General features: G+C 63.3%; 19 protein-coding genes. 6 read left to right on the plus strand and 13 right to left on the minus strand.

Features of this window, described 5'->3' with window-relative positions; all coding sequences use genetic code 11:
• Positions 1 to 42 precede the first annotated feature (42 nt).
• The 8 genes from era to hrcA form a co-directional block, all read right to left on the minus strand.
• Positions 43 to 957 (minus strand): GTPase Era, encoded by a 915-nt coding sequence (gene era, locus D8W71_RS19620; protein ID WP_121115813.1) that lies wholly within the window; start codon positions 955 to 957, stop codon positions 43 to 45.
• A gap of 63 nt (positions 958 to 1020) precedes the next feature.
• Positions 1021 to 2349: a hemolysin family protein gene (locus D8W71_RS19625; RefSeq protein WP_121115815.1), complete on the minus strand. Its 1329-nt coding sequence runs from the start codon at positions 2347 to 2349 to the stop codon at positions 1021 to 1023.
• Positions 2346 to 2888 (minus strand): rRNA maturation RNase YbeY, encoded by a 543-nt coding sequence (gene ybeY / locus D8W71_RS19630; protein WP_121115817.1) that lies wholly within the window; start codon positions 2886 to 2888, stop codon positions 2346 to 2348. Before ybeY ends, D8W71_RS19625 begins: the two co-directional genes overlap by 4 nt.
• Positions 2889 to 2943: 55 nt before the next feature.
• On the minus strand, positions 2944 to 3945 hold the full coding sequence (locus D8W71_RS19635) for a PhoH family protein (RefSeq protein ID WP_236078094.1): 1002 nt from the start codon (positions 3943 to 3945) through the stop codon (positions 2944 to 2946).
• 130 nt (positions 3946 to 4075) lie between these two features.
• Positions 4076 to 4822, minus strand: a complete 747-nt coding sequence (locus D8W71_RS19640) for an alpha/beta hydrolase family protein (protein WP_121119592.1) — start codon at positions 4820 to 4822, stop codon at positions 4076 to 4078.
• A complete protein-coding gene (locus D8W71_RS19645; RefSeq protein WP_121115821.1) occupies positions 4819 to 5595 on the minus strand; it encodes a 16S rRNA (uracil(1498)-N(3))-methyltransferase in 777 nt (258 codons plus the stop codon). The genes D8W71_RS19640 and D8W71_RS19645 overlap by 4 nt, the downstream gene beginning before the upstream one ends.
• A gap of 3 nt (positions 5596 to 5598) precedes the next feature.
• Positions 5599 to 6753 (minus strand): molecular chaperone DnaJ, encoded by a 1155-nt coding sequence (gene dnaJ / locus D8W71_RS19650; RefSeq protein WP_121115823.1) that lies wholly within the window; start codon positions 6751 to 6753, stop codon positions 5599 to 5601.
• Positions 6754 to 6865: 112 nt separating this feature from the next.
• Positions 6866 to 7909, minus strand: coding sequence for a heat-inducible transcriptional repressor HrcA (gene hrcA, locus D8W71_RS19655; protein WP_121115825.1), 1044 nt, complete (start codon positions 7907 to 7909; stop codon positions 6866 to 6868).
• A 149-nt stretch (positions 7910 to 8058) separates the two neighbouring features.
• Between hrcA and D8W71_RS19660 the strand changes: the two genes are divergently transcribed.
• On the plus strand, positions 8059 to 8382 hold the full coding sequence (locus D8W71_RS19660; RefSeq protein ID WP_121119594.1) for a type II toxin-antitoxin system VapB family antitoxin: 324 nt from the start codon (positions 8059 to 8061) through the stop codon (positions 8380 to 8382).
• A 137-nt stretch (positions 8383 to 8519) separates the two neighbouring features.
• Here D8W71_RS19660 and hemW read toward each other — a convergent pair whose 3' ends face one another.
• Entirely contained in the window at positions 8520 to 9728 is a 1209-nt protein-coding gene (gene hemW / locus D8W71_RS19665) for a radical SAM family heme chaperone HemW (RefSeq protein ID WP_121119596.1), read from the minus strand.
• A gap of 388 nt (positions 9729 to 10116) precedes the next feature.
• On the opposite strand from hemW, the gene D8W71_RS19670 reads away from it, so the two are divergent.
• The 5 genes from D8W71_RS19670 to D8W71_RS19690 are packed head-to-tail and all read left to right on the plus strand — an operon-like array spanning position 10117 to position 15542.
• Entirely contained in the window at positions 10117 to 11850 is a 1734-nt protein-coding gene (locus D8W71_RS19670) for a nitrite/sulfite reductase (protein ID WP_121115827.1), read from the plus strand.
• Positions 11847 to 12557, plus strand: a complete 711-nt coding sequence (locus D8W71_RS19675) for a phosphoadenylyl-sulfate reductase (protein WP_121115829.1) — start codon at positions 11847 to 11849, stop codon at positions 12555 to 12557. The genes D8W71_RS19670 and D8W71_RS19675 overlap by 4 nt, the downstream gene beginning before the upstream one ends.
• A complete protein-coding gene (gene cysD / locus D8W71_RS19680) occupies positions 12554 to 13495 on the plus strand; it encodes a sulfate adenylyltransferase subunit CysD (RefSeq protein WP_121119598.1) in 942 nt (313 codons plus the stop codon). The genes D8W71_RS19675 and cysD overlap by 4 nt, the downstream gene beginning before the upstream one ends.
• Positions 13495 to 14796, plus strand: coding sequence for a sulfate adenylyltransferase subunit 1 (locus tag D8W71_RS19685; protein ID WP_121115832.1), 1302 nt, complete (start codon positions 13495 to 13497; stop codon positions 14794 to 14796). Before cysD ends, D8W71_RS19685 begins: the two co-directional genes overlap by 1 nt.
• Positions 14793 to 15542, plus strand: coding sequence for a sirohydrochlorin chelatase (locus D8W71_RS19690; protein WP_121115834.1), 750 nt, complete (start codon positions 14793 to 14795; stop codon positions 15540 to 15542). Before D8W71_RS19685 ends, D8W71_RS19690 begins: the two co-directional genes overlap by 4 nt.
• Before the next feature lie 2 nt (positions 15543 to 15544).
• On the opposite strand, the gene D8W71_RS19695 is transcribed toward D8W71_RS19690, so the two are convergent.
• The 4 genes from D8W71_RS19695 to cysT form a co-directional block, all read right to left on the minus strand.
• Positions 15545 to 16225 carry a YoaK family protein gene (locus D8W71_RS19695; RefSeq protein WP_236077515.1) on the minus strand — a complete coding sequence of 227 codons (681 nt, stop codon included), beginning with the start codon at positions 16223 to 16225 and terminating at the stop codon, positions 15545 to 15547.
• Between the two features lie 257 nt (positions 16226 to 16482).
• On the minus strand, positions 16483 to 17550 hold the full coding sequence (locus D8W71_RS19700; protein ID WP_121115836.1) for a sulfate/molybdate ABC transporter ATP-binding protein: 1068 nt from the start codon (positions 17548 to 17550) through the stop codon (positions 16483 to 16485).
• Positions 17550 to 18350 (minus strand): sulfate ABC transporter permease subunit CysW, encoded by an 801-nt coding sequence (gene cysW / locus D8W71_RS19705; RefSeq protein ID WP_121115838.1) that lies wholly within the window; start codon positions 18348 to 18350, stop codon positions 17550 to 17552. The genes D8W71_RS19700 and cysW overlap by 1 nt, the downstream gene beginning before the upstream one ends.
• Positions 18347 to 19246: a sulfate ABC transporter permease subunit CysT gene (cysT, locus tag D8W71_RS19710; protein WP_201265139.1), complete on the minus strand. Its 900-nt coding sequence runs from the start codon at positions 19244 to 19246 to the stop codon at positions 18347 to 18349. Before cysT ends, cysW begins: the two co-directional genes overlap by 4 nt.
• Positions 19247 to 19250 lie beyond the last annotated feature (4 nt).

A 19250-nucleotide genomic window follows, 5' to 3' on the forward strand; every position in this document is an offset into this window, starting at 1 on the left:
CATATGATCAGCGCCGAACGCGCAACGGCGAGGACGAACTCGTCAGAACCCCAGTTTGCCCATCTGCTTGGGATCGGTCTGCCAATCCTTGGCAATTTTGACGTGCAGATCGAGGTAGATCCTCGTACCGAGGAGCTTCTCGATCTGAAGCCGCGACGCGGTACCGACTTCCTTCAGTCTCGATCCGCCCTTGCCGATGATGATGGCCTTCTGACTCGATCGTTCGACGTAGAGGATGGCATGGACGTCGAGCATGTTGTCGTGCCCCTCGCGAGGGGTGACCTCCTCGATCACCACGGCGAGTGAGTGAGGGAGTTCGTCACGCACGCCCTCGAGCGCGGCCTCGCGAATGAGTTCGGCCATCAGGATTTCTTCCGGCTCGTCGGTCAACTCACCGTCCGGATAGAACGCAGGCCCCTGCGGCAACTCCGATGCGAGCAGATCGACCAGCTTCTCCACCTGCTCACCCGACGCCGCCGACACCGGGATCACGTGGCTGTCCTCACCGAGCAGCTTCGACAGCGCCATCAACTGCTGTACGACGCGTTCCTTCTTGACCTTGTCGATCTTGGTGATGACACCGATCAACGTCGTCTTCGGTGCGATGTGGCGAACCTGCTCGAGAATCCACCGATCACCGGGGCCGATCTTCTCGTCTGCAGGGATGCACAGGCAGATGACGTCGACCTCGGAGTACGTGTCCTGCACCAGGTCGTTGAGGCGCTGACCGAGAAGCGTTCGGGGACGGTGCAATCCGGGAGTGTCGACGAGAATGAGCTGAGCGTGCTCGCGATGGACGATGCCGCGGATCGTGTGCCGCGTCGTCTGTGGACGAGACGACGTGATGGCGATCTTCGAACCGACCAGCGCGTTGGTCAGCGTCGACTTCCCCGTGTTCGGCCGGCCGACGAAACAGATGAATCCGGACCTGAAATCGTGTTCGCTCGAATCGGTCATCGAGCACCTCCCAGCTCTTCCCGCCGCCGAAGGGCCGGGATGGTCGTCGTGGTATCGCCGTTGCTATCGAGCATCGGCGTCTTCTGTCTCGGAAACCTGATCGTCTCGGTCGTCACCCTCCGGAGCGGGTACGCGTTCGACGAGAACCGTCGTGATACGAACGCGACCTTTGGGATCGGCGCCACCTTCGCCGACGAGGGTCAATCCGTGCGTTTCGACCCGCGAGCCGGGCAGCGGTACGCGACCGAGTTCGTAACCGAGCAGCCCACCGATCGTGTCGACGTCTTCCGATTCGATGTCGATCCCGAACAACTCGCCGACATCCTCGAGCGGAACACGCGCCGAAATGCGGTATCGACCATCACCGAGGTCTTCGATGGGCGCGACTTCGTCGGCGTCGTACTCGTCGGCAATCTCTCCGACGATTTCCTCCAACACGTCCTCGATGGTGACGAGCCCTGCTGTTCCGCCGTATTCGTCGACGAGCACTGCCATATGGTTTCGGTCGCGCTGCATTTCCGCCAGCAGACTGTCGAGGGCTTTCGAGTCCGGTACGAACACGGCAGGACGCATCAGCTGATCGACGCGAACGCCTCGACCTCCATCGGTGGAGTAATAGGTCTGCTGGACAAGATCTTTGAGGTAGACGACACCGACGATGTCGTCGACGTTCTCCCCGATCACCGGGATTCGCGAATGCCCACTTCGTACCGCGAGGGACGTCGCCTGTCCTGCAGACTTGTCGGATTCGATCCACACCATCTCGGGCCTGGGAACCATCACTTCACGTGCAGAGGTGTCGCCGAGCTCGAAGACCGACTGGATCATACGGCGCTCGTCGTCTGCCACCACGCCTCGTTCGCGCGCCATGTCGACGAGTTCGCGCAGCTCGATCTCAGAGGCGAACGGGCCGTTGCGAAATCCACGGCCGGGGGTGATGGCATTTCCGATGAGGATGAGCAGACGACTGACCGGGCCCAGGATCCAACCGAGGGCCCGCAGAGGAAACGCTGCCGACAGCGCGATCGAGTATGCGTGCTGCCGACCGAGAGTTCGCGGACCGACACCGACCGCGACGTAACTGACGAGAACCATCACGATCGCCGTCACAGCAAGCGCGAGAGTTTCCGAGAACAGGTCCATCATTCCGCCCGCGAGCAAGACAGTCGCGGCGATCTCGCACAGGATCCGAAGCAGCACCGTCAGATTCACGTACCTCGGGCGATCTGCGACTATGGATCGGAGACCGATGGCACCCGAACGTTCGTCCTTGACCATGTCTTCGAGACGCGCCCGCGACACCGTGTTGAGTGCGGAATCGACTGCGGCGAAAAGCCCTGCGACGGGCACCAGCACCACAGCGGAGACGATCAGTGCCGGCGCATTGCTCACAGGTTCTCGTCCCTGGCGAACCCGGTCTTACCGAGCAGACGCTCGTCGCGCGCCGCCTGGACATCGGCCTCTTCCGCCCGCCGAAGATCCTCGTACCACTCTTCGAGGATCCGGTTCTGGAGACCGAACATCTCCTTCTCCTCATCCGGCTCTGCGTGGTCGTAGCCGAGCAGATGCAACACCCCGTGCACCGTCAGCAACGCCAACTCGTGTTCGAGCGGATGTCCAGCAGCTGCAGCTTGATCGGCGGCGAACGATGGGCACAACACGATGTCTCCGAGCATCGACGGCCCAGGTTCGGGGGCGTCCGGCCGTCCGCCGGGCTCGAGCTCGTCCATCGGAAACGACATGACATCGGTCGGACCGGGCAGGTCCATCCATCGCATGTGCAGATCGGCCATCGTCGCCGAGTCGACCAGCACCATCGACAGCTCGGCGGCGGGGTGAACGTCCATACTTGCGATCGCGAACCGTGCCACGCTCACGAGTTCCGGCTCGGAGATATCCATCCCCGACTCGTTGGACACCTCGATACTCATTTACCGCTCATTCTCTCGACAGACTTGAAGTCTTACCCACACAGGACACATCAGTCTATCGGCGAGCAGAACGTGGACCACCCGAGCGTCGCTCCGCTCGGTTTCCGATCTGTTCGTTGCTCTCCCGCGAGGACTCGAAACGCTCGTACGCGTCGACGATCTCCGACACCAGACGGTGACGGACCACGTCACTGCTGGTGAGGTGGGCGAAGTGGATATCGTCCACCTCGGTCAGAATTTCGCTTGCCGCACGGAGACCCGAACGCGCTCCTCCGGGCAGGTCGACCTGGGTGACGTCGCCGGTGACGACGATCTTGGCACCGAAACCGAGCCTGGTCAGGAACATCTTCATCTGTTCAGCGGTGGTGTTCTGCGCCTCGTCGAGAATGATGAACGCGTCGTTGAGAGTGCGCCCACGCATGTACGCCAGCGGCGCCACCTCGATGACGCCTGCCTGCATCAGCTTCGGGATGGCTTCGACGTCCATCATGTCGTGCAACGCGTCGTGCAGCGGCCGCAAATAGGGATCGATCTTCTCGTGCAGGGTCCCCGGCAGGAACCCCAGACGCTCACCGGCTTCGACCGCGGGCCTGGTCAGAATGATGCGACTGACCTGTTTTGCCTGCAACGCCTGCACGGCTTTCGCCATCGCAAGGTAGGTCTTGCCAGTGCCGGCAGGGCCGATTCCGAACACGATGGTGTTGGCGTCTATGGCGTCGACGTAGCGCTTCTGATTGAGGGTCTTGGGCCGGATGGTCTTGCCCCGACGCGACAGAATGTCCAGGCTGAGCACCTCGGCGGGCGACTCGGACACTCCCTCGGTCAACATGGCGACCGTTCGACGGACCGCGTCGGGAGTCAGAGGCTGAGCCCGCTTGACGACGGCAGCCAGCTCCGAGATCACACGCTCGGCCAGAGCAACGTCGGCGACCTTGCCCGTCAACGTCACCGCGTTTCCCCGTACGTGGATGTCCGCGCTGAGCACCTGCTCCAACGCCCGCAGATTCTCGTCCGAGGCACCGAGTAGCGGTGGAACGGCGTCGGGCGCCAATTCCATACTCGATCGAACCTGGCGCTCGGCGGGAAATTCGCTGTGTTCGCTCACGTGGTGGCTATGGCCTGCTTTCGGGTGTCGCTGTCGGTTCGTTGATTCGAGTTTAACGCTCGGGGACCGACACGCATTCCCATTAATCGAGCACCGCGGCGAGAGACTGCTTCCAGCACTCGCTCCCCGGCCGGAGAAACGAGAAGTGGTCTTCGCCGTCGACGACCGTCAGGGACGCCGTGTCACCTGCAGCCACAGCGGCGGCGACGTATCGTTCGCTCTGGGACACGGGCACCTGAACGTCGAGGCCAACATGGATACAGCGCACAGGGATCCCGGTCGGTAGAAGGTGTATCGGTGACGCGGCGCGGTACGCCTCTGGATCGTCGTCGTAGGCGACGCCGAGCAATTCCTCCAGCACCGGGCTGACAATCCCCTTGGCCGGGCCGACAGTGAGATCCAGTACACCGGCCTGACACACCACGCGGGACAGTCCGATGATCGAATCCTGCTGCCCCGCCGCCCACATCGCAAGGTGGCCACCTGCCGAGTGACCGATCAATCGAACGTCTCCCATGTCGAACCGAAGCGTCGAATGCTCTTGTACTACATCGCCTATCGCGTTCAGAGCCGCGAGAACATCGGCGCTGATCTCCGGCCATGCGCCGCCGGCATCGATGCGTCGGTACTCGATGTTCCAGGCTGCGAAGCCTGCTCGAGCGAATTCGACAGCGTACTGCGTTCCGAGGTTCAGGGCATACCGGCCGCTCCAGGATCCGCCGTGAACGACGGCGACCACCGGAATCGGCTCCGTCGGAGAACCTTCCGGGAGATACAGGTGCCCGAACTGCTCCGGGTGAGCACCGTAGGCAATCTTGATTCGATTCACGATGCCGACCCGAAGTCGAGCGGCGCACTGGACCACCGATCAGTCGACACCCCGATTGCGCCGAGCGCAACAGCTGCGGCAGTCGAGGTTCGTAATACCGTGGGACCCAACATCACCGGCGTCGCACCCGCGCCCGTCAGCTTGTCGATCTCCTTGTCGTCGATGCCACCTTCAGGCCCCACCACGAGCAGCACCTCCGACACGTCCCGGAAAGGCAGCGACGAGAATTCTGCGGTAGCGGCCTCGTGCAGCACTGCGACGATGCCGCCCCTGGCCGTCACAGACGTCACCAAGGACACGACGGCTGCCGTGTCGAGGAGATCGTGAACCTCGGGCACGAACGGCCGCCTCGACTGCTTCGAAGCGGCGGCCGCGACGCCGCGCCACTTCGCGACGCCTTTGACGGCCTTGGCACCCTCCCACCGAGCGACACAGCGCGACGATTGCCACGGGTAGATCGAGTCGATTCCCGCCTCGGTTGCCAGTTCGACCGACAGCTCCGATCGCTCTGCCTTGGGTAGGGCCTGCACCAACCCGACGGTCGGCGTCGGCCGATGGGCCTCCGAACGCGCGTCGACCAGTAGTTCGAGCCGATCCCGCTCGACTGCGGTCACAACGGTGTCCGCGAGCCCGCCTGCACCGTCGGAGAGCAGGATTCGCTCCCCGACGCGGATGCGGCGGACGGTAGCCGCGTGGTGGCCTTCCTTGCCGTCGAGTACGGCTGTGCCGCCTACATCAGGCAGGTGGCGCAGATAGAAGACGGTCGCAGCCATGGGTCAGCGACCGCTGAATGCTTCCCGCAGGCGGGAGAACAATCCGCCGCTGTGCTGCGAGCCGGTGGTGACGACCTCGGCGGCATCCCGATCGCGCAGTCGCTTCAGGTCCTCCAACAGTTGCGTCTGCTTGCTGTCCAGCTTCGCCGGCACGACGACTTCGAGGTGCGCGTGCAGATCGCCACGGATTCCGGATCGCAGCTTCGGCATGCCGTGTCCACGAAGCACCGCGACCGCGCCGGGCTGGGTTCCCTGGTCGATCGAGATCTCGGTGGGACCGTCGATGATGGCGTCGATGGACACCGACGTTCCGAGTGCGGCGTCGACCATCGGTACGCGGATGGTGCAATGCAGGTCGTCGCCGTCACGGACGAACACCTCGTGCTGCTGCTCGACGATTTCGACGTACAAGTCGCCCGCAGGACCGCCGCCGGGGCCGACCTCGCCTTGCGACGCCAGCCTGATGCGCATTCCGTTGCTGACCCCGACGGGAACCTTCACCGAGATGTCGCGACGCGAACGCACGCGGCCGTCGCCTGCGCACTTGCGGCACGGGTCGGGGATGGTCTCGCCTGCGCCGCGACACGTCGGGCAGGGACGTGACGTCATGACCTGGCCGAGGAACGAGCGCTGGACCGATTGAACCTCGCCCGCGCCGCCACACGTCTCACAACGAACGGGCTTGGAGTCACCGTTGGTTCCGGAACCGGTACACAGATCACACAGAATCGCGGTGTCGACGGTAATGTGCTTGGTGACACCCGATGCACATTCGTCGAGCGTCAGCCTCGTTCGCAGGAGGGAATCCGCCCCCGGCTGAGTTCGTCCACGTGGACCACGGCTCGCACCGCCGGCGCCACCGCCGAAGAACGCTTCGAACACATCACCAAGGCCACCGCCGAACCCGGCGCCGCCGAATCCACCGCCCCCGCCTCCACCTTGCTGAAGCGGGTCGCCGCCGAGGTCGACGACACGGCGCTTCTCCGGATCCGACAGCACCTCGTAAGCGGTCGAGATCTCCTTGAACCGAGCCTGAGCGGCCTCGTCCGGATTCACATCGGGGTGGAGTTCGCGGGCCAGCTTGCGGTAGGCGCGCTTGATCTCCTGGTCGGTGGCCTTCTGACCGACGCCGAGTGTTCCGTAATAGTCCCGTGCCACGTAAGTCTCTTTCGTTCAGGTCGTTGTAGTTGAGTCAAGTCCGTCGTGATGATCGACCACGCCGTCGATCGAATACGTTGTGCACTGCCGTCGTGCACCGATGCCGAAATCTTCAGCGTTCCGCGAGGACCTCGCCGATGTATCTGGCAACGGCTGCGACCGATGCAATTGTTCCTGGGTAGTCCATTCGCGTGGGCCCGAGCACACCCATTCCTCCCAGCACCATGCCAGCCGAACCGTAACCAGTGGAAATCACCGAGGTTCCACGCATCTCCTCGACCTGGGTTTCCTCGCCGATGCGCACCGTCACAGTCCTGGTGTCCTGCGTCACAGCCAGCAGTTTCAGTACTACCACCTGCTCCTCCAGCGCTTCGAGAACTGCGCGGAGCGAGCCCGGAAAACCTGCATCTCCGGCGAAGTCGGCCGCGTTGCGGGTCAGGTTCGCAGTCCCGCCCAACACCAGCCGCTCCTCGGGGTGTTCGACGAGCGATTCGATCAGCACGGACGCCGATCTGATCGTCGCGTTGCGCAGTGACGCCGGTGCGTTCTCGGCGAGTTCTGCCACCGCAGCCGATGCCGCAGCCAGGCGCTTGCCCTCGAGCGCGCCGCCGAGAAGTCGACGCAACTGCGAGAGCTCCTCGTCGTCGATGACGTCGCCGAGCTCGACGATGCGCTGGTCGACACGACCGGAATCCGTGATGAGAACCATGAGCAAGCGTGCCGGGGTGAGCGCGACGATCTCGAGGTGGCGAACCGAGGACACCGACAGAGTTGGATACTGAACGACGGCTACCTGACGCGTCAGCTGCGCCAGCAACCTCACACCGCGTCGAAGCACGTCGTCGAGATCGACACCGTTCTCGAGGAATTCCAGAATCGCGCGACGTTCGGCAGGTGACAGCGGTTTGACGTCGGCGATGCGATCGACGAACTGCCGGTATCCCTTGTCCGTCGGCACGCGACCCGAGCTGGTGTGCGGCTGCGCGATGTAGCCCTCTGCCTCGAGGACCGCCATGTCGTTGCGCACAGTTGCGCTGGACACGCCCAGGTTGTGGCGTTCGACCAATGCACGTGAGCCGACGGGTTCCTGAGTGGAGACGTAGTCGGCGACGATCGCGCGCAAAACCTCGAACCGCCTGTCGTCCGTACTCGACATTGTCTTCGATCCCCCTCCGATCCGTTCTCCGTCACGTGCAGCCCGCCAAGGGCGAGGTCGTCGCCCGAGTCTAGTAGCCGTCGAACGATCACCGCTTCAAGGCCTTAGTGTGGTGCGGTGGCCTATTCGACTCCGACGACGTTCACCTCATGATCTTCAAGGGCGTTCGCGACGGTAAGCCGTACCCGGAGCATGGTCTGTCCTTACGCGATTGGTCGAAGATTCCCCCACGTCAGTTGCGGCTCGATGAGATCGTGACGACGACGAAAGTTCTCGAACTCGACCGTCTGCTGTCCGAGGACTCGACGTTCTACGGCGACCTGTTTCCCCATGCCGTGCACTACCGAGGTGTGGTGTACCTCGAGGACGGCCTACACCGCGCGGTGCGGGCTGCGCTGCGGAACCGCACAGTCCTGCACGCGAGGGTGTTCGATTACGACTTTCTCGCGGCGACGCCGCCCGTGCACGAATAATTACGTCCGGCGGTAACTACGCACGCACGATGCAAGTCTCGAGCCGTGCGTGCGTAGTTACGCCCCGCGGTAACTACGCACGCACGGGCGGCTACGCCGCAATCCCACGGGCGGCTACGCCGCAATCCCACGGGCGGCTACGCCGCAATCGCGCGCACCACAGCGTCGGCGAGCAGCCGTCCCCGATCGGTCAGGACGTAGTTCTCACCCTCCACGACCATGAGACCATCCGCGACGACCTGGTCCGCTGCACGGCGTTCCGAGTCGTCGAGCGCAGCCGCGGACAGACCGGTCCTGAGTCTGATTTCGAGCATGAGCTGTTCGAGGTGCCGGTCCCCGGCGGTCAGTAACTCGCTGCCCGCCACCGGAAGCTCACCCGACACCAACTGCTCTGCATATCGGGCGGGGTGCTTGACGTTCCAGAAGCGGGTGCCGCCGATGTGGCTGTGCGCGCCGGGACCTGCACCCCACCAGTCGCCGCCATCCCAGTAGCCGATGTTGTGCTTGCATTCGGCGTCTCGACCCGTAGCCCAGTTGGACACCTCGTACCAGTGCAGACCCGCCTCGGAAAGCACCGAATCGATGCGCTCGTATCTGCTGGCGAGCACATCGTCGTCCGGCATCGGAAGCTCGCCCCGGCGGACTTTCCTAGCCATTGCGGTGCCGTCCTCGACGATGAGCGCGTAGGCGGACACGTGGTCGACGCCTGCTTCCAGTACCGCAGCCAGCGACGCGTCCAGATCGACGTCGCGTTCGCCGGGGGTGCCGTAGATGAGGTCCAGGTTGACGTGATCGAACCCCGCCGCCCGCGCTTCCTTCGCCGCAGCAACCGCACGGCCAGGGGTATGCGTTCTGTCCAGAACTGCCAACACGTGCGGCGCGGCGGACTGCATGCCCAGGGAAATCCGGGTGAAGCCGGCGGAGTGCAGCTGCTCGAAGAACTCCGGTGATGTCGATTCCGGGTTCGATTCGGTGGTGACCTCGGCGTCCGTGGTGAGCCCGAAACTCCCGCGGACGGCGTCGAGCACGTCGGTCAATCCACTTCCGCCGAGCAACGAGGGCGTCCCGCCCCCGACGAACACCGTGTCGGCCGTGGGGACGTGCCCGGCCCGCTCGCTCATCAACGCGGCCGCAGCACCGAGTTCGCGACGGAGCCCTTCCATCCACGACTGCGGCGACGCGGAAGTTCCCAGCTCACCGGCCGTGTAGGTGTTGAAATCGCAGTATCCGCACCGAGTAGCGCAGAAGGGGACATGGACGTAGATCCCGAACGGCCGTCGTCCCACGCCCTCGAATGCCGCGTCGGGCAATTCGAGATGGGCGGTGGGTGCAGCCAGAAGATTCACCGGTCCAGTCTCCCAGAAGCCGCTACACTCCCCCGCCACCGATGCGATCGAAAACTTTTCACCTGCTCTGCCAGCCTATTTACCTTCGATTTGGGGTAAATAGCGCTACCGCGGTCGGACCTGGGCTTAGGCCGTGGCACAATGGTCACCGTGACTGACTCTGGGATCCCCCTCGTGGCGCGCCGCCATGTAGATCTCAAGCGTGTTTGCAGTTCGTCGTGTCGTTGTTGTCGAGCATGTAGCTGAGCTCTGCGCCAGCCCGCTCGACCCGGCCTACAGCAGCACATTTCTCGTCAGACCCAAGATCCGTCCGGATGAGCGTGCACGCGGTGAGAATCAGCCCTCTCTCCGCAGCCGCCCGGGAGTCGAAAGATCCAGGAGCACATCGATGTCGTCGACCACCGACGCGGCAACGCCCGCCGCATCGTCCGACCCCGCGCGCGTTGCCCCGAGGGAACGCACCGCTCGTCCGACGAAGCGCAGGGCCGAGGGCCAGTGGGCACTCGGTTATCGTGAGCCGCTGAACGCGAACGAGCAGGCGAAGAAGGACGACAACCCGCTCAACGTTCGCGCCCGCATCGAGAACATCTACTCGAAACAGGGCTTCGACAGCATCGACAAGGGCGACCTACGCGGCCGCTTCCGCTGGTGGGGTCTTTACACCCAGCGTGAGCAGGGCTACGACGGCACGTTCACCGGCGACGAGAATCTCGACCTGCTCGAAGCCCGGTACTTCATGATGCGCATCCGGTGCGACGCTGGAGCGCTCAACGTCGAGCAGCTCCGTACTCTCGCCGGTATCTCGAAGGACTTCGGTCGCGACACCGCCGACTTGTCCGATCGCGAGAACGTTCAGTACCACTGGATCGAGGTCGAAAACGTCCCCGAGATCTGGCGTCGCATCGAAGCAGTGGGTCTGAAGACGACCGAGGCCTGCGGCGACTGCCCACGCGTCGTGCTCGGGTCCCCGTTGGCTGGCGAAGCCGTGGACGAGATCCTGGACCCGACCCCCGCTATCGACCAGATCGTCGAGCGCTACATCGGCAAGCCGGAGTACTCGAACCTCCCACGCAAGTTCAAGACGGCGATCTCCGGACTCCAGGACGTCGTTCACGAGATCAACGACGTCGCCTTCATCGGCGTCAACCACCCCGAACACGGCCCTGGCCTCGACCTCTGGGTCGGCGGCGGTCTGTCCACCAACCCGATGCTGGCGCAGCGCGTCGGCGTCTGGGTGCCGCTCGCCGAAGTCCCCGACGTGTGGGAGGGCGTTGTGTCGATCTTCCGCGACTACGGCTACCGCCGTCTGCGCGCGAAGGCCCGGCTCAAGTTCCTCATCAAGGACTGGGGCATCGAGAAGTTCCGCCAGGTGCTCGAAGACGAGTACCTGCATCGCAAGCTCATCGACGGGCCCGCACCCGAGAAGCCCTCACGTCCGCGTGATCACGTCGGCATTCAGAAGCTGAAAAACGGGCTCAACGCGGTCGGCGTCGCGCCCATCGCTGGACGCGTCTCCGGCACGATCCTGGGTCAGGTCGCCGACGCTGCCGAGAAGGCAGGCTCGGACCGCATCCGCTTCACGCCGTACCAAAAGCTCATCGTGCTCGACGTGCCCGACGACAAGCTCGAAGCACTGATCAGCGATCTGGACGCGCTGGGTCTCCCGGCCAGGCCGTCGCACTGGCGCAAGAACCTGATGGCCTGCAGCGGGATCGAATTCTGCAAGCTGTCGTTCGCCGAAACCCGAAAGCGTTCACAGGTTCTCGTCCCCGAACTCGAGCAGCGCCTAGCCGACATCAACAGCCAGCTCGACGTCCCGGTGACCATCAACATCAACGGATGCCCCAACTCGTGTGCGCGGTCGCAGATCGCCGATATCGGATTCAAGGGGATGTTGGTCGACGACGGCGACGGGAATCAGGTCGAGGGCTTCCAGGTTCACCTAGGAGGCAGCCTCGGACTGGACAGTGCATTCGGGCGCAAGTTGCGTCAGCACAAGGTCAACAGCACCGAGCTGGGAGATTACATCGACAGAGTGGTGCGGAATTTCGTGAAGCACCGCGAAGACGGCGAACGGTTCGCTCAGTGGGCCGTACGAGCAGACGAGGCGGATTTGCGATGAGTACCCGTATGGATTTGTCGGTCGACGAGCTGAAGGCGATCGCCGAGCGCGGCGCCCGTGAACTCGACGGCGCGAACGCCGTCGAGCTTCTCGAGTGGACCGAACGTGAGTTCGGAAAGAACTTCATCGTCGCGTCGAACATGCAGGATGCCGTTCTGGTTCACCTTGCAGCACAGGTGCGTCCGGGTGTCGACGTCTTGTTCCTCGATACCGGCTACCACTTCGCCGAGACCATCGGCACCCGCGACGCCGTCGAGGCTGTCTACGGCGTCAACATCATCAACGCGCGTGCGGATCTCACTGTCCCGCAGCAGGATGCGATCGAGGGCAAGGACCTGTTCGCGCGCGAGCCGAACCGGTGCTGCGCCATGCGCAAGGTCGCACCGCTCAAGAAGGAACTGGCGAACTACAGCGCCTGGGTCACCGGCATTCGACGGGTCGAGGCCCCCACCCGGGCCAACGCGCCCCTCGTTTCGTTCGACGACGCATTCGGACTGGTGAAGATCAATCCGATCGCCGCATGGTCCGACGACGACATGCAGCGTTACATCGACGAACACTCCATCCTCGTCAACCCGCTCGTCGACGAAGGATATCCCTCGATCGGGTGCGCACCGTGCACCGTCAAGCCCGCCCCCGGCGCCGATCCGCGTAGCGGTCGGTGGGCCGGTAAGGCCAAAACGGAATGTGGGTTGCACGCCTCATGACATCGACATCGACAGTGCTGTCCGAGCGCACCACCATCGACAGCGACCGTTTCGACACCCTCGACGCTCTCGAATCGGAAGCCATTCACATCTTTCGAGAGGTTGCCGGCGAGTTCGAGCGGCCGGTCATCCTGTTCTCCGGCGGCAAGGACTCGACGGTCCTGCTGCACCTGGCGATCAAGGCGTTCTGGCCTGCCCCGCTGCCGTTCACGCTGCTCCACGTCGACACCGGCCACAACCTGCAGGAGGTGTTGGACTTCCGCGACTACGTCGTGGCCAAGTACAACCTGCGCCTGCATGTCGCCAGCGTGGAGGACTACATCGCCGACGGCCGTCTCACCGAGCGCCCGGACGGAATTCGTAACCCGTTGCAGACCGTGCCCCTGTTGGACTCCATCTCGGAGAACCGCTTCGATGCAATCTTCGGCGGAGCCCGTCGCGACGAGGAACGTGCGCGCGCCAAGGAGCGAATCTTCTCTTTGCGCAACGCCTTCGGCCAGTGGGACCCCAAGAAGCAGCGTCCCGAGCTGTGGAATCTGTACAACGGCAAGCACTCACCGGGTGAGCAGGTGCGAGTGTTTCCACTGAGCAACTTCACCGAACTCGACATCTGGCGCTACATTGCCCGCGAAAACGTCGAACTCGCCAGCATCTACTACGCCCACCAGCGCCCGGTCTACCAGCGTGACGGTATGTGGATGACGCCCGGCGTGTGGGGTGGTCCCACCGAATCGGAAGAGTTGCAGACCCTCTCGGTGCGCTACCGCACCGTCGGCGACGGATCCACCACCGGCGCTGTTCTGTCGGACGCCGCCGACAACGAGGCAATTCTGGCCGAAGTGGCCGCATCCCGCCTCACCGAACGCGGCGCAACCCGCGGTGACGACCGCGTCTCCGAGGCAGCCATGGAAGACCGCAAGCGCGAAGGATACTTCTGATGGGCTCACAGCTTCTACGTCTCGCCACCGCAGGCAGTGTCGACGACGGCAAGTCCACCCTGGTCGGGCGGTTGCTGTACGACACGAAATCCGTTCTAGCCGACCAGATCGACGCCGTCACCCGCGCGTCCGTGGACCGCGGCCTCAGCACTCCCGACCTGTCGTTGCTCGTCGACGGCTTGCGTGCCGAGCGCGAACAGGGCATCACCATCGACGTGGCGTACCGCTACTTCGCTACGCCTGCGCGCTCGTTCGTACTCGCCGATACCCCGGGACACGTTCAGTACACCCGCAATACCGTGTCCGGCGCCTCGACGGCTCAGCTTGTCATTCTCCTCGTCGATGCCCGTAAAGGCGTCATCACCCAGACCCGCAGGCACGCCGCGGTTCTCGCACTTCTCGGAGTACCCAAGCTGGTTCTCGCCGTCAACAAGATCGACCTCGTCCCCGACCCGGCTCAGGTGTTTGCGGACATCTCCGCGGAATTCAACTCCCTGACGAGTTCGCTGGGGTGGGCAACCGAGGACGTCACCGAGATTCCCGTCTCTGCGCTGCACGGCGACAACGTCGCTGTGCGTTCGACGAACACCCCGTACTACGACGGGCCCACCCTGATCGAACATCTCGAGTCGGTGCCGGTCGATGCCGAACCTCATCGCGTCGGTCTCAGGTTCCCCGTCCAGTACGTCATTCGCCCTCGCACGGCAGAATTCCCGGACTACCGCGGTTACGCCGGACAGGTCGCGGCAGGCACCGTATCCCCCGGCGACGAGGTACTCGTTCTTCCGTCGGGCACCCGGACCACTGTCGAGCGCATCGACACCGCCGACGGCGTACTCGCAACCGCGAATGCCGGCCGAAGCGTCACCCTGATCCTCGCCGACGACGTCGACGTCTCGCGCGGCGACACCATCGTCTCCCCACAGGATGCGCCGGAGCCCATCGGCGAATTCGACGCCACCGTGTGCTGGCTCGCCGAGAAGCCTCTACGCGCCGGTGCCCGCCTGCTTCTCAAGCACGGCACTCGAACGACTCAAGCCATTGTCGGCACGTTGGTGGAAAAGTTCGACGAGCAGAACCTCACAGCAGACCCCTCACCGGAGTCCTTGGAGCTCAACGACATCGGCCGAATCTCTGTTCGCGTGGCCGAGCCGATCGTCGCCGATGACTATGCCGTCAATCGCCATACCGGCAGCTTCCTGCTGATCGACCCGGCAGGCGGAAATACGCTCGCCGCAGGTCTCGTCGGCGATGCTCTGTCGGCGGTCGAACTCGGAACCGCCGCGCCTGCAGTTGTATGAACACCCTGATTGCCGTCGGACACGGCAGCCGCGATCCACGCTCCGAGCGCACCGTGGCAGCCGTCGTCCGACAGGTCCGCCGTCGACGTCCCGATCTCGACGTACGCGTGGCATTCCTGGACTTGACGTCTCCCAGCGTCGACGAGGTGTTGAACGAGGTTGCCTCCGAAGGTATCCGGTCAGCTGTGCTTGTACCGTTGTTGCTGGGGAACGCATTTCACGCACGTGTCGACCTGCCAGCTCTGCTGGACGCAGCGCGAGCTCGACATCCGCATCTGGTGCTGGTCCAGGCCGAGGTTCTCGGTGACGATCCGCGGTTGATCGCTGCTGTGCGGGCCCGCATCGTCCAGTCAGGTGTCGACATAGCCGACGCCGGGGTCGGCGTCTTGCTGACAGCTGTCGGCTCCTCGCACGCTCCTGCCAATCAACGGACACGAGCATTGGCAGAACGCCTGCTGTCGGGCACTGCGTGGACCACTGCCGTGACCTGCTTTGCAACTGCTCGGGATCCGCAGCCGGCCGAAGCGTTGGCCCGCATCGAAGCGGCAGGCGCCGATCGAATCGTCGTCGCACCTTGGTTTCTCGCGCCCGGCCTGTTGACGGACCGGGTATTCGACATCGTCGACGAGCTGATGCCGTCAGCCGTGCGTGCAGGCGTGCTGGGCGACCATCCGCTCGTCGCCGACGTGGTGTCGAGCCGTTACGAGACTGCGGCACTGACGGTCTCGACAAGAATCACCGCCTGACGTCAGCCTAGGATCGACGAGTCCTCCACCGTCCGCTGATACGTGTACAACGTGGTGACCAGGCAGACGACGGTCGCCGCGATCAACACCTGAGGTCCAGTGATGAACACACTCATCACGCCGCCGATCACCGCACCCAGTGTGAACCCTGCATAGAGCAGGAAATATTCGAGCCAGTCTTTTGCGGATCCACCACTGATGTGCCGTTCGATCCCCTGCCCCATCTTGACCAATGTGCCAGTGACGTAGCTGAGTGGAATCGACACCTCACCGTTCTTCACGAACGACGTATTCAGTGCGCCCATTGCGAACGAGATGAAGAGGATCGGTACGAATTGCACCTGCGGCGCACTCCACCCGCTCAAGATCACGTCGACCACCGACGCGATCGCCAAGGCAATCGTCGTGAGAACTGTCGCGCCGTGTGGATGGTCTTTCCACAGATGTCGCCTGCACAGTGACGCAATAACGACGCCCCCGACGAACGTCAGGATGAGCAGAATTGCTGCACCCGCCATGGCGTTCTCACCACGAAAGAACCCAACGGCCCCGCGTTCGGTATTTCCCGTCATGAACGTGACGAAGTAACCAGCGGTGTTGGTGAACGCGGCAGCGCCGACCAGACCTGCAAGTCCGGCCAGCACCCAGGACAGCCTGGCGTGGGAATTGAACACTTCGCGCATGCACTCCGACGATAGATAACGGCGGGCCCCGGCGCCCTATGGAATCCATCACGATCCGGGGTTTCGGTCCGTTTCGCCCACAGTTCGGTGCTTGCCACGCCGAGGCGTAGGTGACCGAATGAGACAGTCGCTTTGGGCCCCGGTGACCGAATGAGACAGTCGCACACTCAGAGTGACCGAATGAGACAGTCGGTCACACAGGAGACAACGAAAACCGGGGCAACGTTGGACGCGGCCCCGGCTTGTCGTCGGTCGGGCTAGCTCGACGCTGCTCGCTCCAGAGGGCTTGTTTCGACGACGTCTCCGGTGGATGCAATCTTGGGGATCCGCGTCGCCCGCGCGTAGACGGTTTCGCCCGGGGCGAGTTGCAGAGCTTCGCTGTCGCCGCGGGTGATCTGTGCAGCGAACTGTTCGCCGGTTGCGGTGTTCTTCAGTTCCACCTTGACCTCGAAACCGAGGTGCACGACGCGCTCCACGATTGCGCGCGTGACTCCAGCCGACTCTGCTGTACCGCTTGCCTGCGCTTGCGAGAGGGAGGGATCCCGGCCGACGCGGATGTCGTGCGGACGGACCAACTGACCATTCAGTCGCGCGACCTGCCCGAGGAACGACATGACGAAGTTGTTGTCCGGCCGATCGTACAAGTCCTCGGGGGTTCCGATCTGTTCGATCCTGCCCTTGTTCAGCACCGCAATGCGGTCCGCGACATCGAGTGCTTCTTCCTGGTCGTGGGTGACCAGGACCGTCGTGACGTGGACCTCGTCGTGAAGGCGTCGTAGCCATGTCCGTAGGTCCTCACGAACCTTGGCGTCCAATGCGCCGAACGGTTCGTCGAGCAGGAGTACCTGTGGATCGACAGCCAGCGCGCGGGCAAGAGCCATGCGCTGACGCTGTCCACCGGACAACTGCGCGGGAAAGCGAGTGTGAAATCCCGCGAGACCGACGATTTCGAGAAGCTCGTCCACCTTGCGCTTGATCTCGTCCTTGGGGCGCTTCCTGATCTTGAGCCCGAACGCGACGTTGTCTCGCACGCTGAGGTGTTTGAACGCCGCGTAGTGCTGGAACACGAACCCGATCTCGCGACGCTGAGGACTGATCCAGGTGACGTCCTGGCCTCCGAGAATCACCTGGCCGGAGTCCAACTGTTCCAGGCCGGCAATAGATCTGAGCAGTGTCGACTTGCCCGACCCGCTGGGCCCGAGCAGGGCGGTCAGCGAACCTTTCGGTATGTCGATGCTGACGTTGTCGAGCGCTGCGAAGTCACCGTAATGCTTGTTGGCACCGACAACGGAGATTTCGATCTCGTCGGATTTCTGTACGGTCATTACTTCGTCCTCTTCTTGTCGAGGGTCGTCATCAGGAGCAGGACGATGACGGCGATAGCCATGAGCAGAGTCGACGCGGCATATGCGCCCTGCTGGTTGAAGTCCTCGTAACGCGAGTTGACGAGAAGCGTCAAGGTTTGCGAAATGCCGGGAAGGTTCGTCGACACCATGATGACTGCACCGAACTCCCCGAGCGATCTCGCCACCGTCAGCACGATGCCGTACGTCAGTCCCCATCGGATCGCGGGAAGTGTGATTCGCCAGAACGTCTGCAGTGACGACGCACCGAGCGTGGAGGCCGCCTCTTCCTGTTCTTCACCGATCTCGTACAGGACCGGCTCGACTTCGCGAACCACGAACGGGAGGGTGACGAAAATTGTTGCTATCACCATGCCAGGCAGGGCGAAGATGATCTTGAATCCGAGACTTTCCACTCCCCCGAACCAACCGTTGGCACCCCACAGCAGAATCAGCGCGACACCCGTGACGATCGGTGACACAGCGAACGGCAAATCGACGATGGCTTCGACGATTCCCTTGCCGCGGAATCGTCCTCGGACCAGAGCGAGCGCAGTGATCACACCGAAGACGACGTTGATCGGCACGACTATAGCCACGATCAACAGCGACAACTGAAGCGCAGATTGCGAAGCGGGTGTCGTGATCAGACCCCAGAACGCGGCGAACCCGTCCTCGAACGTGCGATAGAGGATGGCGCCGAGAGGAAACAGAACAAGCGCGGCGAGGTAGAGCAATGCCACCGTGCGAAGCGAGATCTTGACCGGCAGTCCGATCTTCATCGAGTTTGCTCCTCACGTCGCGCCAAACGGTTGCCGATGATGCGCAGGACGAACAGGACGACGAAGGCCAGTGCCAACAACACCACCGAGATCGCGGCGGCGTCCACGGGCTGATCGTATTCGATCAGTTCACGGATGTACTGCGACGCAATCTGAGTCTCACCCGGGATGTTGCCCCCGATGAGCACAACGGACCCGAATTCGCCGATTGCGCGCGCAAACGCCAGACCGGTACCGCTGAGAACCGATGGAAGCAGGACGGGCAGCACGATCGAACGAAATATCGTCCAATTGTTGGCCCCGAGCGATGCGGCTGCTTCCTCCACCTCGTTGTCGAGTTCGATCAGCACCGGCTGCACGGCGCGCACGACAAATGGAAGTGTGACGAACAACAGGGCCACCACGACGGCAGGCTTGGTGGCGTTGAACACCAGACCGACAGGGCTCGCGGGGCCGTACAACGACAGCAGCACGAGACTGGCAACAATGGTCGGCAGGGCGAACGGAAGATCGATCAACGCGTTGACGAACCGCTTGCCGGGGAACTCGTCACGAACGAGCACCCATGCGATCAGCGTTCCGAACACGAGGTTCACGAGGGCAGCAGCCGCCGACACCTCGAGCGTCACCTTGAACGTGGCCACGGCCCGAGGCGCAGTGACCGCGTCCCAGAAACCGACGATGCCGTCGTCGAAGGATTTGACGGTCAGAGCAGCGAGCGGCAGCAACACGATTACGCTGAGCCACAACATCGCCACGCCGAGCCCGAACGGACCGACCGATCCGGACCCGCGGAACTTCTTCCCCTTGCGAGGAGAGGGCCGCAGGCCCGGACCACCGGGTGTGGAAGCTACGGAACGACCCGGACTGTCGGGGTCGAGACTGGTCGAGGACATGGTG

This window comes from Rhodococcus sp. P1Y, from assembly GCF_003641205.1.
Taxonomy (GTDB): domain Bacteria; phylum Actinomycetota; class Actinomycetes; order Mycobacteriales; family Mycobacteriaceae; genus Rhodococcoides.

Bases quoted from the DNA above. Each gene is read 5' to 3' on its own strand.
- D8W71_RS19645 (WP_121115821.1), bottom strand. From the start codon at position 5,595: ATGGCTGCGACCGTCTTCTATCTGCGCCACCTGCCTGATGTAGGCGGC.
- D8W71_RS19695 (WP_236077515.1), bottom strand. From the start codon at position 16,225: ATGCGCGAAGTGTTCAATTCCCACGCCAGGCTGTCCTGGGTGCTGGCC.
- ybeY (WP_121115817.1), bottom strand. From the start codon at position 2,888: ATGAGTATCGAGGTGTCCAACGAGTCGGGGATGGATATCTCCGAGCCG.
- D8W71_RS19670 (WP_121115827.1), top strand. From the start codon at position 10,117: ATGTCGTCGACCACCGACGCGGCAACGCCCGCCGCATCGTCCGACCCC.
- era (WP_121115813.1), bottom strand. From the start codon at position 957: ATGACCGATTCGAGCGAACACGATTTCAGGTCCGGATTCATCTGTTTC.
- D8W71_RS19700 (WP_121115836.1), bottom strand. From the start codon at position 17,550: ATGACCGTACAGAAATCCGACGAGATCGAAATCTCCGTTGTCGGTGCC.
- cysT (WP_201265139.1), bottom strand. From the start codon at position 19,246: ATGTCCTCGACCAGTCTCGACCCCGACAGTCCGGGTCGTTCCGTAGCT.
- hrcA (WP_121115825.1), bottom strand. From the start codon at position 7,909: ATGTCGAGTACGGACGACAGGCGGTTCGAGGTTTTGCGCGCGATCGTC.
- D8W71_RS19660 (WP_121119594.1), top strand. From the start codon at position 8,059: ATGATCTTCAAGGGCGTTCGCGACGGTAAGCCGTACCCGGAGCATGGT.
- cysD (WP_121119598.1), top strand. From the start codon at position 12,554: ATGACATCGACATCGACAGTGCTGTCCGAGCGCACCACCATCGACAGC.
- D8W71_RS19685 (WP_121115832.1), top strand. From the start codon at position 13,495: ATGGGCTCACAGCTTCTACGTCTCGCCACCGCAGGCAGTGTCGACGAC.
- cysW (WP_121115838.1), bottom strand. From the start codon at position 18,350: ATGAAGATCGGACTGCCGGTCAAGATCTCGCTTCGCACGGTGGCATTG.
- D8W71_RS19690 (WP_121115834.1), top strand. From the start codon at position 14,793: ATGAACACCCTGATTGCCGTCGGACACGGCAGCCGCGATCCACGCTCC.
- D8W71_RS19675 (WP_121115829.1), top strand. From the start codon at position 11,847: ATGAGTACCCGTATGGATTTGTCGGTCGACGAGCTGAAGGCGATCGCC.
- D8W71_RS19635 (WP_236078094.1), bottom strand. From the start codon at position 3,945: ATGGAATTGGCGCCCGACGCCGTTCCACCGCTACTCGGTGCCTCGGAC.